Raw genomic sequence first — 13,968 nt, forward strand, 5'->3', positions numbered from 1 at the left:
GTGATGAGATAGCGACCCTCGTGAAGGCTATCAGGTGGACTACAACCGCTGAAACCGTGGCCCAGAAAGCCCTCACACGCTGGACTCCCGGGACTCGCTGCGCTCCTCGGTCGTTCGCTCCTTCGTCGCTCACTCCCTGTGGTGCTTAGCTGGCGAGAGCTTCGCTCTCGCTGCCTCTCGTTCACATCAGTTCACCAGAGCTTCGTCCGGGTTCGGCCAGCGCGCTCGCCCTTCCGGTCCGCCAGGGGAACCAAGGACGGGCTGGCACGTTTCTGATGCTCGATTGGTGTGTTCGCTCGGCGACTGGTCGGTCCGCTCGCGGTGGCGCGCGAAGGCGCGGCGCAAGCGCCGTGCCCGCGCGAGGGACGACCGGAGTGAGTGGAACGACCGAAGCGAGGAGGCTGGGGAGGCCGAGGTGTGGTGGCGGTATCTTGCTCACCGATTCGCTCGCAACTCGGTAGTCATCGTCCATTCATCGACCGCAACTCGGGAGAGTAGCTCACCTCGATACCATTCTCGGTAGAACGATACCTTCGAACGCACTCATCGAAGCGAGACGCGAATCGTTTTTCCTTCCGGCGGTACGACGTACCGTATGACAATCGGCGACCTGCGGGAAGTCACGACGGGCGACTGCTCGGATCTGTACTGCCTCGACACCGGGATGTACGACACCGAGGAGTACGGTGCAGTCTACATCCTCGACACCGACCGCCCAGCGATCGTGGAGACGGGCATCGGCACCAACTACGAGTACATCCTGGATGCGCTCGACGAACTCGACATCACACGCGAGGACGTGGCGGTCATCGCGCCGACGCACGTCCACCTCGACCACGCTGGCGGGGCGGGTTTCCTCGCAGAAGCGTGCCCGAACGCCGACGTGTACGTCCCCGAAATCGGGGCGCGCCACCTCATCGACCCCGGACGGCTCGTGGCCGGGACGAAACAGGCCGTCGGCGACCAATGGGAGTTCTACGTCGAACCGAAACCCGTTCCCGAAGACCGCGTGGTGGAACTAACCGACGGCGACGTTATCGACTGCGGAAGTCACGAACTGGAAGTCATCCACGCGCCGGGGCACGCCCCCCATCAGATGATCTTCTACGACCGCCAGAACGACGCGGTGTTCACGGCGGACGTGGCAGGTATCTGGGTGCCGAGCATCGAAGAGGTCCACGTGACGTCGCCGCCGTCGAACTTCGACCTGGATGCGTGTCTCGACGATATCGAGACCATCCGCGAGATTTCCCCGACGACGCTCCTGTACACCCACTTTGGCCCGCGTCCGTACTCTGAAGCAGCGATGGACGAGTACGGCGAAGTTCTCTCGCAGTGGGTCGCGGCGATCGAAGCCCAGCGTGCTGCCGAGGACGACGCCGACGCCGTCGTCCAGCATTTCGTCGCCGAACAGGAGATGGACGAGGTGTGGGGCGAGAGAAAGGCCCGCGCCGAAGCCGAGATGAACACTCGGGGCGTTCTCCATTATCTGGATGACCGTAGCGACGAGTGACTCGTTCGAATCCGTAAAAACAGGGATAAACTATTCTTCCGTTTTACACTACCTTAATGAAGCTTGGGTTTGAAGGGTGTGACATGACGTGGCGTGACGCCGAGCAGGAGTTCACCGACCCGGTCGTCGGGCGGACGACGCTATCCCGGATGTTCGAGGAAAGTGCCGAGAGACACGCGAACCGTCCCGCCCAGCAGTACAAAGGCGGGGTGTACGACCGGTCGCTCACCGAATCTGTCCTCCCGGCAGCCCCGACCGACGAATTTCGATCGCTCTCGTACGCGGAGATGCGCGACATCGTCCGCAACCTCGCGGCCGGGTTCCGTAACCTCGGCATCGAAGCCGACGACCGAGTCGGTATCTTCGCCGATACGCGAATGGAGTGGGCACAGACCGATTTCGCGCTGCTCGCCGCAGGCGCAGTCGTGACGACCGTCTACCGGAGTTCGTCCGTCCGACAGGTCGAGTACCTCCTCGGCGACCCGGAGGCGACCGCGGTCGTCGTCGAGAACGAAAACCTCCTGGAGCGCGTCCTGGAGGTGGAAGACGCGCTCGATCTGGAGTTCATCGTCGTGATGGACAGCCTCACACGCGACTACGACCGCGACGACATCTATACGCTCGCGGCGGTTCACGACCGGGGTGCGGAACTGTTCCACCCCGACGAGTACGAGTCGTGGCTCGATGCCCGCGACCCCGACGACCTCGCGACGCTCATCTACACGAGCGGGACGACGGGGCGACCGAAAGGGGTCAGACTTTCCCACTGGAACTTCCGTTCGAACGTCAACCAGTGTTACAAGCGGTTCGGCCCTCGCCCCGACAAAGAGGTGCCAGCCATCGACCAGAACGCCAGCACCGTCTCGTTTCTCCCCCTCGCGCACGTCTTCGAACGGATGGCGGGCCACTTCTTGATGTTCGCTGCCGGGGCCACGGTCGCCTACGCCGAGAGTCCCGATACCCTCCGCGACGACTTCCAACTGGTTCGCCCGACCACCGGAACCAGCGTCCCGCGCGTGTACGAACGAATCTACGACGCCATCCGCTCGCAAGCCGAGGAGAGCGACACGAAACGTCGCATCTTTGAGTGGGCGACCGGCGTGGGCGTGGAGTACCACGAGACCGACTCACCGGGTATCGGCCTCCGAGCGAAGAAGGTGCTCGCCGACAAACTCGTCTTCGACAAGGTGAAAGACGGTCTCGGTGGGAACATCGAGTTCCTCATCAGCGGCGGCGGCAGCCTCTCTGCCGACCTCTGTGCGCTCTACCACGGGATGGGACTGCCTATCCTCGAAGGGTACGGACTGACCGAGACTGCCCCCGTCGTCGCCGTCAACCCACCTGAAGAGCCGAAGATCGGCACCATCGGCCCGCCGGTCGTCGACGAGGAGGTGAAAGTCGATACGACCCTCGTTGGCGACGAGTTCGCCGACGTCGAGGGTGAGGTCGGCGAACTGCTCGTGAAAGGCCCGAACGTCACCGACGGGTACTGGAACCAGCCGGAGGAGACAGAACAATCGTTCACGGAGGATGGATGGTTCCGAACCGGTGACATCGTGGAGATCCGTCCGGACGGCTACATCGCGTTCCGCGAACGAGCGAAGGAACTGCTCGTGCTCTCGACTGGGAAGAACGTCGCTCCCGGCCCCATCGAGGATGCGTTCGCCGCCAGCGAGATCGTCGAACAGTGCATGGTGATGGGTGACGGCAAGAAGTTCGTCAGCGCGCTCATCGTCCCGAATCTCGACGAAGTGCGGAACCGTGCCGAGCGCGAAGGTGTCTCGCTCCCCGACGACCCACAGAAGGTGTGCCGAAACGACGCGGTGTACGGGTGGGTCGAAGACGAAGTAGAGCGAGTGAACCAGCGATTCGAGTCCTACGAGCAGATAAAGCAGTTCAGACTCGTTCCGATAGAGTTCACGGAGGGCAACGACCTGCTCACGCCGACGATGAAGAAGAAGCGTCGCAACATCCTCGACCAGTTCGCAGACGACATCGAAGCGATCTACGCGGAGTAAGAACGGTCGCTTTTATACCGTCGGGTTTCTCTTTTCGAACCATGGAGGATCGCCCATGAGCGCCGGGTCGGGAGCCGGATTGATTCCGCTCGTCGTCGCCATCATCGGTCTCGGCGTCGTATCGCAAATGTTGGCAGACCGCTTCCGCGTGCCGAGCGTGCTGTTTCTCCTCGCTGCCGGTATCGTCGTCGGTCCCGTCGGCATCGGCCTGCTCGACCCGTCGTCGTTCGGCAGCGCCCTCTCTGCCATCGTCGGCCTGAGCGTTGCCATCATCGTTTTCGAAGGGGCATTCCACCTCAAACTGAACAAACTCCGGGAGGCTCCATCGACCCAGATTCGCATCGTGACGGTCGGCGCGGTGATCGCACTCCTCGGTACTGCCATCGTCGTCCACTTCGCGCTCGGCGCGGCGTGGGATCTCTCCTTTCTCATCGGAGCACTCCTCGTCGCCACCGGCCCGACCGTCATCACGCCGATCTTGCAGGTCGTGCCAGTACGTGACCGCGTCGGAGCAGCCCTCGAAACGGAAGGTATCGTCAACGACGTGACGGCGGCCATCCTCGCCATCGTGATGTTCGAAGTGGTCGTCCTCACGAGCGAGGAGTCATTCGCAATCGGACACTTCATGAGCGAGTTCGTCGGTAAACTCGGAACCGGCATCGTCGTCGGTCTGGTCGTCGCCGTCGTCGTCTGGTACGTGCTTCGACACGTCGACCTCTCCCGAGGGAACGCACCCCAGAACTCGCGGTTGCTCGTGTTGGCGGGCGCACTCGTCGCCTACGCTGCCGCAGATTTCTTCGAAACGGAGGCTGGAATCGCCGCGGTTGCGACGGCGGGTATCCTGCTCGGCAATGCAGACCTGCCCTACGAGGAGAAGATAGAGGAGTTCAAAGGTGACATCACGCTCGTCGTCCTCTCGTTCGTGTTCATCACACTTGCGGCACTGTTGCGGCCGGACGACTTGCTTTCGCTCGGGGTCGGCGGTGTCGTCGTCGTCCTCGCCGTGATGTTCCTCATCCGACCGCTGGACGTGTTCGTTTCGACAGCGGGCGCTCGGTTCACACGCGGCGAGAAGCTGTTCATGAGCTTCGTCGCACCGCGTGGCATCATCCCGGCATCCGTGGCGACCCTGTTCGCCTTCCGACTGCAGACAAGCAACATCCCGAACGCAGGAGAGGCGGCAACGACACTCATCGGAACCGTCTTCCTCGTCATCGTCGTCACCGTCGTACTCGAAGGTGGCTTCGCCAGACACATCGCCGAATATCTGAATGTGATACCAATGCGTGTACTCGTGATCGGAGGCGGAAAAGTGGGCCGTGCGCTCGCCGAACGCCTCGAAGACCGTGGAGAGAACGTCGTGCTCATCGAGCAGGACGAAACGATGGTCGAGACCGCCCGCGATGGCGGATTCACCGTTCATCGAGGTGATGGCACCGATACGGACGTGCTCCGATCGGCGGGTGCCGGCAATGCGAAGATCGTCGTGGCCGCGACAGGCGACGACGACGTGAACCTGCTCGTCGCCCAGCTCGCCGACTCGAAGTTCGACGTGAATACCATCATCGCCCGAGCGAACAACCCGGACAACGTGGACGCCTTCGAAGACCTCGGCGTTCGCACCATCTCCTCGTCGCTGGCCACCGCGTGGGCCATCGACAACGTCATCGAACGTCCGGCGCTCTCGAACTGGATGACCGAACTCGGTCGGAGCGGTGACGTTCAGGAGATCGAGGTGACCGCGCCCGACCTCGTCGGACGAACGATAGCCGAACTGGACAGCGAACTACCGAACGGCGTCCTCATCGCGCTCGTCGGTCGAGATGGCAATACGCAAGTTCCAAGCGAAGGGTTCACGCTCCAGAAGGGTGACCACGTCACCTTCCTCGGACGCAAAGAAGCGGTGAGGGACGCTATCGATCTCTGTCACCCGGTTTAAGCGCCCCGTTCCCGGTTTCTGTGTGCGACCCGCATGTTAGCCGCCGAGAGTATCATAAACGACGTGAGAAGTAGGCCGACGTACGCGAGCACAGGAATCTCGGTGAAGGGATACATCCCGATCAGGTGGCTGACGATGGCGATTCCACTGATGAGCGCGAGCGCGAGATAGTAGCCACTCCAGTTCAAGGTCTCTTTCGTCGGCGCGAGATAGTCGTCCAGTTCGTCTGCCGTATCTGCCAGTTCGACGATACCTCTCTGTCTGTCGTACTCGACGACACCGGCGTCCGCCATCTTCGGCAGATGTGTCTGATACAGTGAGGTGTAGACGGATTTCCGTTCTTTCGAGGAGACGAGATCGGTGGTCGTGTCGTGTTCCCACGCAGCGACTGCCTCGGCGAGTTCACCGATCGAGACCGCGTCCGCTTGCGACCGAAGGTAGGTGAGGGCATAGCGACGGCGCGCGTTCGTCAGGATTTCGAACGCCACATCGCGTGAAAGTGCCTGTGACCCAGCCGAGATGTCCATGCTCATTGTCGTCAGTTCTCTGTTATTCGACGTTCTTCGACGCTACACCCACTATATTCGGAGACGAAAAGCAAAAAGATGTTCGTCCGTTTACGACTTCCTCTGTTGGAAACAAGTCGTTCAGTATGGGTGTCCTGACAGAGCCACAAACTGTATTTTTATTGCGTTCAGTTCCTAAGTCATCCGTATGCTGCACACCGAGGGCTCGCTCTTACGCATCGACGTGGGGAACCAGGAAACGCAGACTGAGGACATAGACGACGTGTTATCGTCGTTCATCGGGGGGCGCGGCGTGGCAACGAAGGTCGCTCACGACCGGATTCCGTTCGACGCCGACCCGCTCGGCCCGGAGAACAGCCTCTATTTCACCACCGGTCCGCTCCAGGTGTCGAACATGAGTTTCACGGGACGGATGAACTGTACCGGCGTCTCACCACTGACGGGTGGACTCCTCTCCTCGAACGCTGGTGGCTTCCTCTCTCGTAATTTCGGCGCGGCAGGCTACAGTGCGGTGGAACTCGCGGGCCAGAGCGACGAACTGCTCGCCATCCACGTCACGGACGAGGGCGTCGAGTTCGAGGAGGTGTCGCATCTCGCCGAGGCGACCGTGAGCGAAGTGGACGAGTACATGGAGGACGAGCACGGACTCGGCGACGACCAACTCGTCGTCATCGGCCCGGCAGGCGAGAACCACGTCCGATTCGCATCCATCATGACGACCGAACACCGCGCGTTCGGTCGTGGGGGTCTCGGGGCAGTGATGGGGTCGAAGAACGTGAAATGTATCAGCTTCGACGGCGACAGCGCGCCGGACATCGACATCGACCCGATCCAGATGGACGTACATCGGGAAGCTGCCACCGCGAACGACCACCCGATGAAGAAGGCCGGAACGACCAGCGTGACCGAGTACGCGAACCACGTCGGCGCACTCCCGACCCACTACTTCTCGGAACTGGAGTTCGACGGCGCGAGTGACATCGGTGGCGAAGCGGTCGCCGAGAAGAAATATCAGAAGGGAACCTGCTCGCAGTGTGCGTTCGCCTGCAAACTCCCGACCAAGGACGAAGAAACCGGTCTGGAGACGGAAGGCCCCGAGTACGAGACGGTGATGTCGTTCGGGAGCAACGCGGGCGTGGACGACGTCGTCTCGGTGATGAAGTCCAACGACCTCTGTGACGAGTTCGGGATGGACACCATCTCCTGTGGTGACGTAATCTCGGCCTACCTCGCCGCGAACGACGAGTTCGGGAACAGTGATCTCATCCACGAACTGGTCGAGAAGATCGCCTACCGCGAGGACGAGGGCGACCTGCTTGCGGAGGGCGTCCACCGCGCCGCCGACGAACTCGGCGTCGAAGACTGGACGGTCAAGGGCCTCGAATTCGCGGCCCACGACGGTCGTACACTGAACGGACAGGGTCTCGCGTTCGCCGTCTCGAATCGCGGCGCAGACCACATGTACGCCGAGTTCTACTCGAAGGAGTACCCCCTCGTCGGCAAGGACGAGGCGGTCGACCCCGAGGGGTTGGACGGCAAACCCCCACTCATCGTCGAGAAGGAGAACCACAACGCGGTGCTCGACAGCGGCGTCGTCTGCAAGTTCTCGCGCGACTTCATGACCGAAGAGCGACTCGAAGCTCTCCTCGACGAGGAGTACGACGAACTGCTGGAGATGGGTGCTACCGTGGTTGAACTCGAACGCCACTTCAACAACCAGCGCGGCTTCGACCGCGAGGACGACACCCTCCCCTACGACCTGCCGGAGTTCGAGATCGCACTGTCGGAATACTACGAGGAACGCGGCTGGAACGACGACGGAACGGTTCCCGATAGTTCGGGCACTGCGAGTGCGGACGACTGACCACGACGACGCTGTCGATACGCTATCTTCGCACGACGGTACTGTCGAAACGCTACCTTCTGGTCGTATGCTGCTTGGAACGGATGCTCGGCAGGTGTGAATCGGACATCCCATCTGTCAGACCAGATACTCTATTAGGAGATGAGCCGACTGTGGTAGCATGAATATCCGAGAAGCGGTGCCGTCGGACAGCGAGGCCGTGTATCGCGTTCACGTCGCGTCCATCGCCGAACTCGGGGTAGAAGGATATACACAGGAACAGGTCGATGCGTGGGCACAGGGCTGTGAATCTGCGGACTATTCGGCGGCGATCGATTCTGAGACCCTCGACTTCGTCGTCGCTGAAGACGACGGAGAGGTGGTCGGATTCGGTTCCCTCCGGTACGAGTCACCCGAGGGATACGAGACGACAGTCGACGCCGAGGTGACAGCGGTCTACGTCCATCCAGCGGTAGCCCGGAACGGAGTCGGGTCGAAACTCTACACGGAACTGGAGCACCGGGCACGAGAGCGGGGCGTTCGAACTCTCGGACTTTCGGTGTCGCTCAATGCGGTGGCGTTCTACGAATCGCACGGGTACGAGCGAGTGCGAGAGCACACTCACGAATTCTCTAGCCGTGACGCCACTGGCGTCGAGGGAACCGTCGTTGAGATGAAAAAGGAACTGTGAGCACGACCAAAAACCTCCTCACCCCACTTCGGGGGTTCGTCGGTCAGCTCGTTCGTCGTTCCACTCCTCACTCGCGGTGACTGCTTACCGCCGTTCGAACGTCATCGCCGCACCTTGGCCGAAGCCGACACAGAGCGTGGCGAGTCCTTTCTTCGCATCGCGCTTTTGCATCTCGTGAACGAGCGTCACGGGGAGGCGCGCGCCCGAGGCCCCGAGTGGGTGGCCGACAGCGATCGCGCCGCCGTTGACGTTGAACTTCTCGTCAGGGACGCCGATCTGTCGCTGGGAGTAGAGCGTCTGGCTGGCGAACGCTTCGTTCAACTCCACGAGGTCGAACTCGTCGATGTCCTCGCCGGTTCGCTCCAGCAGATTCTGCGTCGCTGGCACTGGGCCGATGCCCATCACGGTCGGATCGACGCCCGCGACGTTGTTGTCGCCGACGTAGGCCAACACGTCGAGTCCGTGGTCTTCGGCGAACGCTTCACTGCAGACGAGGGTGGCTGCCGCACCGTCCGAGATCTGCGAGGAGTTGCCGGGCGTGACCGTCCCGTCTGCCTTGAACACGGTCGGGAGGCCCTGCAGGGCTTCCATGCTGGTGTCGCGGCGGATGCCCTCATCTTCCTCGACGAGACCGTCTTCGGTCTCGATGGGGACGAGTTCGTCGTCGAAGCGCCCCGAATCGGTCGCGTCGGCGGCGCGCTGGTGGCTCCGAAGCGAGTACTCGTCCTGGTCTTCGCGGGAGATGTCGTACTCTTCTGCGACCTTCTCGGCGGTCATCCCCATCTGGAGTTCAGGGAGGTTGTACAGCTCTGCCATCTTCGGGTGGATGTTTCGCCCCTCGTACCCACCGGACATCGGGACGCGGGACATGTTCTCGACGCCGCCCGCGATGATGGCCTGCCGCTGGCCCGCCCGAACCGCGTCACTTGCGCTGATGAGCGCCTGCATCGAGGAGGCACACCAACGATTGATGCTCGTGGCAGGCACCGTCTCGCCGAGGTCGGAGAGGAGCGTGATGACCCGCGCGACATTGTTGTCCTGTTCGCTCCGCTGCTGTGCGACGCCCCACATGAGGTCGTCGACGTGGTCGCTCGTCAGTCCCGTCTCCGAGAGGATGGTGTCGACGAGCGGAACCGAGAGATCCTCACTTCGAACGTCTGCGTACACGCCGTCCTGCTTTCCTTGGGGCGTCCGAACTGCCTTTGCGATGACTGGTGTGGTGTCGCTACCCATGCATCACCGTTCTTGCCGGACGCCCTTAAGTGGCAGTAGAACTCGCTGTAAATGAGAAACAGTTTGAAAGTTTATCGACACGCGTTTGGCCTTCAGAAACTATTTGTCCGAACCCATTCCATATGGTCTGTAACCGTCGACGATGCAAGGCTCAGACACCGACACCGCCCAAAAACGTGCCCGCTCCCTCCCTCTCGCGTCGAGTGAAGAGTCCAGTCTACTGGCGCGGTTCGCGAATCCAGTGCCGATCATCGTCTTCATCACCCTGGTCGCGCTCGTCTTCCGGCTCGTGAATCTCGGTGGGCGCATCGCTCATCAGGACGAAGCCCGCGTCGCCTACTGGATCGCCCGCTACGCGAAGACGGGGATCTGGGAGTATCGACGCATCGTTCACGGGCCGTTTCTCGTCCACGTGAACTCGATGGTGTTCTCCATCTTCGGCGAGAGCGACTTCACGATGCGACTGATCGTCGCCCTTCTCGGCGGTCTCCTCCCGCTCGGTGCACTCCTCTTCCGCGAGCGACTCCGCCCGTCCGAGACCGTGGCGCTCGCCGTACTCTTCGCCGCGAACCCCGTCTTGCTTTACTACTCGCGGTTCATGCGCAACGACATGCCACTGGCCGCAGCGATGGTGTTCGCCCTCGGCTTCTTCGTCCGCTTCATCGACACCAGAAGATCGCGATACCTCTTCGCCGGAGTTGCCTCGTTCGCGCTCGGGTTCACGATGAAGGAGAACGCCCTGCTCTATCTCGCCTGTTGGGCCGGGGCGGCGATACTGCTGTACGACCACCGGCTTTTCCTCGGGCGTGTCGGCAACGAGGGAATCGCGGCAGCCCTCCCACCCTGGCTACGCCGAGGAACACGTCGCTTGATCGACGGTGACCGCACTGCCGTCACCTCCATCTTCACAGGAGTCGGCGTCGCCGTCCTCGCGGTGGTAGAGTTTCTCGCCATCATCGTCTTCTTCTACGCGCCGCGGTCGCAGAGCCGCCCCGGCCCAGGCCTCTGGAAGGCCTTCTCGAACCCGTCGATGATTCCGGAGGTGCTCGGGGCCGCGACCATCGGCACGTGGAACGAGTTTTTGGGCTGGACGGGCCACACGGAACACCCCTACCTCCCGTTCTTCACCGACTTCCTTCGCACGCTCGAAATCGGCGCACTGGCGCTCTGTCTCCTCGCCGTGGTCGGATTCGTCGTCGACCGCTACTCCGGCGACCGACCGAACGACGTGGTCGCCTTCGGCTTCTACTGGGGGATCGCCAGCGTGCTCGGCTACCCACTCGTGATGGACATCAAAGCGGGCTGGGCGACGGTGCACGCCATCGTCCCGCTGGCGTTCCCGGCGGCAGTCGGGCTGGCACTGATCTTCCGATGGGGCTGGGAGGGCTACGAGCGTCGGGACGACGTGAGTGCCGCCGCCGCTGCCATCTTGCTCGTCCTCGTCGCGGCACAGGTCGGGGTCTCGGCCTACGACACGACCTACCAGAACCCCCAGGGCCCGGACAACCAACTCGTCCAGTACGCCCAGTCGTCCAGCGAGATGAAGCCCCTCATCAACGACCTCCAGCGAATCGCCCGGTCGAACGACCCGGAGAAGGCAGACGTGCTCTTCTACGGCGAGGAACTGTACTCACCGGACGAGTCGGCCCACGAGGTACCACCCGCCGGGAAGGGGTGGTTCGCTCGCCTGCCTCTGGCGTGGTACTTCGAAGCCGCCGACGCGAACGTCACCAGCACGACCGACGCGGATGCACTCGAAGGCCAGAAGCCACCCATCGTCATCGCATTGAACGATGCCGAAACCTGTTCCAGCGAGGACGGCACTGCCCAGGATATCGACCAGTATATGGACGACTACCAGCGCTTCGAGTTCCATCGGTACGGCTTCGACAGCGGTTGTACCGTCAGCGGGATGTCCATCTACGTCGAGAAAGGCCGACTGACGAACTCGACGGCGTGATCTCCTCTCGAACGTCGTATCGAAACGCGACACGTCGTTCGACGGGCTTAAGATTCTCCCGCGTCAAGTCACGGAAGAATGAACAGCGGGGCGCTGGACGTAATCGAGTTCTTGCTCACTGCGGAGATCTACAGCGAGAACCAAGATCTAGACGAAAACGACCTGCCGCCGAAGATCCGGCAGGTCTTCTGGCACGAGGGAACGATCGAGCGACCGCTCCGAACGTCGGTCGAGACCGCCCGCGAGGCGACCGGGCTCGACCAGCCATGGGAAGCGATCTCAGACTTGATGTTCACCGACCGGGACACCTTCTCGGGGAGTATCGAGTTGACCCAACGGGACATGGCAGAGGAGTGGTTCGCGGAGCGTGACGAGGAACGAATCGCCGAGAACCCGACGCTCGCGTACGCTCTGGAAGACCGTGACGGCGTCGACGTGGACTACGAGGCGGTGCGCGAAGCGAACCGCCCAGTGCAGTCCGACCGGGCGTGGATCGACAGCCTGCTCGAAGAGCACTTCGACGAAGAAGACGAGGACGAGGACGGCGAGAGTATGCTCGACCTCGTGGACATCCACGCACCGGAAGAGGTCGAGTTGACATTGGACGACCTCGTTCTCACCGAAGACCAGGAGGCCGAGATCCACAAGATCGTGAAAGCCATCGAGCACCGCGAGTATCTCGCGGATATCGGGCTGCGCGAGATCGGGAAACTACTCTTCGTCGGCCCGCCCGGGACCGGAAAGACCTCGACCGCGCGCGCACTGGGCTACGACCTGGATCTCCCGTTCGTCGAGGTCAAACTGTCGATGATAACCAGCCAGTATCTCGGCGAGACGGCGAAGAACGTCGAGAAGGTGTTCGAGGTGGCGAAGCGACTCTCGCCCTGTATCCTCTTCATGGACGAGTTCGACTTCGTCGCCAAGACGCGCCGGAGCGACGAGCACGCCGCCATCAAACGTGCCGTCAACACCCTCCTGAAATCCATCGACAACATCTCGCTCATCCAGGACGACGTGCTCCTCATCGGCGCGACGAACCACCCTGACCAGCTCGACGCGGCGGCGTGGCGGCGCTTCGACGAGATCCTGAACTTCCCGAAACCGGACGAGCAGATGCGGTCGGACATCCTCCGGGTCATCACGCGCCGAATGGAGATCCGGGACTTCGACCCCGACGAACTGGCGTCGAAGACGCAGGGACTCACCGGCAGCGACCTGCGACTCGTTCTCCGGGAGGCGGTGTTGGAGGCGCTGACCGAGAACCGAACCGAACTCATGCAGGACGACCTCCTCCACGCCATCCAGGACTTCGAGGAACGTGACAACCTCAAAGACCTCGATATGATCGACGGCGACCACGACGCGCTCGTCGCGGGCGGAGATATAAGTGGTCACTCGCACGACCACTGAGCGATGGAGATCACCCTCCTCGGCACCGGCGACACCACGGGGACGCCGACGCCCGGATGTGATTGCGATACCTGCCGTGAAGCACGCGAACGCGATATCGAGCGGTCGCGCTTTTCCGTTCACGTCCGAAACGAGGAGACGGACGAGTGTCTGCTGATCGACGCCAGTCCCGACTTCCGCCAGCAGTTTCTCACTCACGACGCCCCGCTGCCGGACGAACTGCTCATCACGCACGTTCACTTCGACCACATCGACGGCCTCGGGAACGCCTACCGACTGTTCGACGCCCTCCCCGTTCACGCGGCGAACGAACGCGACCCTGAGACGGGCGAGAGCGTCGCGGAGACGGTTCGGTCGAAGTTCGACTATCTCGACCGAATCACGGTTCACGACCACGACCCACTCGCATCGTTTTCGGCCTGCGGGTTCGACGTGACCTTCGTCCCGGTCGACCACCCACCCCTGCTCTGTTACGGCGTGGTCGTGGAAGGAAACGGCGCGAAACTCGCGCTCTCCGGAGACACGAGCTATGCGATTCCCGAGGCGTCGCGCGACGCGCTCGCGGATGCCGATCTCTTTCTGGCGGATGCCATCGTTCCGGCCTCGCTCTGTGAATACCATCCGTCAGGCGGGCGACATCCCACCGAGGAGGGTGTGCCGGGCACCTTCGGACACAAGCACATGACCCGCGAGGGCGCGCTCTCGCTGGCAGACGAACTCGATGCAGAAGAGACGCGACTCGTCCACGTCTCGCATTTCTATCCCGCAGACGAGGCGTTCGAAGAGCCGCTTGCGGTCGATGGCGAGCGATACCGACTGTAGCAGCGACCGGTT

Annotated in this window: 11 protein-coding genes; 8 read left to right on the forward strand and 3 right to left on the reverse strand. The window is 62.2% G+C overall.

Annotated features, from left to right (window positions below; genetic code table 11):
- Positions 1–181: 181 nt before the first annotated feature.
- Positions 182–472: a hypothetical protein gene (locus tag ACR3FE_RS16030; protein ID WP_458208298.1), complete on the reverse strand. Its 291-nt coding sequence runs from the start codon at positions 470–472 to the stop codon at positions 182–184.
- Between the two features lie 123 nt (positions 473–595).
- Here ACR3FE_RS16030 and ACR3FE_RS16035 point away from each other — a divergent pair, with 123 nt between their 5' ends.
- From ACR3FE_RS16035 to ACR3FE_RS16045, 3 genes are all read left to right on the forward strand, one after another.
- Positions 596–1,513, forward strand: coding sequence for an MBL fold metallo-hydrolase (locus tag ACR3FE_RS16035; RefSeq protein ID WP_458208299.1), 918 nt, complete (start codon positions 596–598; stop codon positions 1,511–1,513).
- A gap of 83 nt (positions 1,514–1,596) precedes the next feature.
- On the forward strand, positions 1,597–3,531 hold the full coding sequence (locus ACR3FE_RS16040) for an AMP-dependent synthetase/ligase (RefSeq protein WP_458208300.1): 1,935 nt from the start codon (positions 1,597–1,599) through the stop codon (positions 3,529–3,531).
- A 55-nt stretch (positions 3,532–3,586) separates the two neighbouring features.
- A complete protein-coding gene (locus ACR3FE_RS16045) occupies positions 3,587–5,470 on the forward strand; it encodes a cation:proton antiporter domain-containing protein (protein WP_458208301.1) in 1,884 nt (627 codons plus the stop codon).
- Here ACR3FE_RS16045 and ACR3FE_RS16050 read toward each other — a convergent pair.
- Entirely contained in the window at positions 5,467–5,997 is a 531-nt protein-coding gene (locus tag ACR3FE_RS16050) for a DUF7344 domain-containing protein (protein ID WP_458208302.1), read from the reverse strand. The genes ACR3FE_RS16045 and ACR3FE_RS16050 overlap by 4 nt on opposite strands.
- A 187-nt stretch (positions 5,998–6,184) precedes the next feature.
- Here ACR3FE_RS16050 and ACR3FE_RS16055 point away from each other — a divergent pair, with 187 nt between their 5' ends.
- Together ACR3FE_RS16055 and ACR3FE_RS16060 are read left to right on the forward strand one after the other, a co-directional pair.
- Positions 6,185–7,861, forward strand: coding sequence for an aldehyde ferredoxin oxidoreductase family protein (locus tag ACR3FE_RS16055; RefSeq protein ID WP_458208303.1), 1,677 nt, complete (start codon positions 6,185–6,187; stop codon positions 7,859–7,861).
- 160 nt (positions 7,862–8,021) lie between these two features.
- A complete protein-coding gene (locus ACR3FE_RS16060) occupies positions 8,022–8,531 on the forward strand; it encodes a GNAT family N-acetyltransferase (protein WP_458208305.1) in 510 nt (169 codons plus the stop codon).
- A gap of 84 nt (positions 8,532–8,615) precedes the next feature.
- Here the strand turns inward: ACR3FE_RS16060 and ACR3FE_RS16065 are convergent, their stop codons facing one another.
- Positions 8,616–9,764 carry a thiolase family protein gene (locus ACR3FE_RS16065; RefSeq protein WP_458208306.1) on the reverse strand — a complete coding sequence of 383 codons (1,149 nt, stop codon included), beginning with the start codon at positions 9,762–9,764 and terminating at the stop codon, positions 8,616–8,618.
- 142 nt (positions 9,765–9,906) lie between these two features.
- Here ACR3FE_RS16065 and ACR3FE_RS16070 point away from each other — a divergent pair, with 142 nt between their 5' ends.
- The 3 genes from ACR3FE_RS16070 to ACR3FE_RS16080 all read left to right on the forward strand — a co-directional run bounded on the left by ACR3FE_RS16070 (position 9,907) and on the right by ACR3FE_RS16080 (position 13,956).
- Complete coding sequence (locus tag ACR3FE_RS16070) at positions 9,907–11,724, forward strand: flippase activity-associated protein Agl23 (protein ID WP_458208308.1); 1,818 nt, start codon at positions 9,907–9,909, stop codon at positions 11,722–11,724.
- 78 nt (positions 11,725–11,802) lie between these two features.
- Positions 11,803–13,134 carry an ATP-binding protein gene (locus ACR3FE_RS16075; protein WP_458208309.1) on the forward strand — a complete coding sequence of 444 codons (1,332 nt, stop codon included), beginning with the start codon at positions 11,803–11,805 and terminating at the stop codon, positions 13,132–13,134.
- Positions 13,135–13,137: 3 nt separating this feature from the next.
- On the forward strand, positions 13,138–13,956 hold the full coding sequence (locus ACR3FE_RS16080; RefSeq protein ID WP_458208311.1) for an MBL fold metallo-hydrolase: 819 nt from the start codon (positions 13,138–13,140) through the stop codon (positions 13,954–13,956).
- Positions 13,957–13,968: the final 12 nt, after the last annotated feature.

This window comes from Haladaptatus rarus, assembly GCF_054177585.1.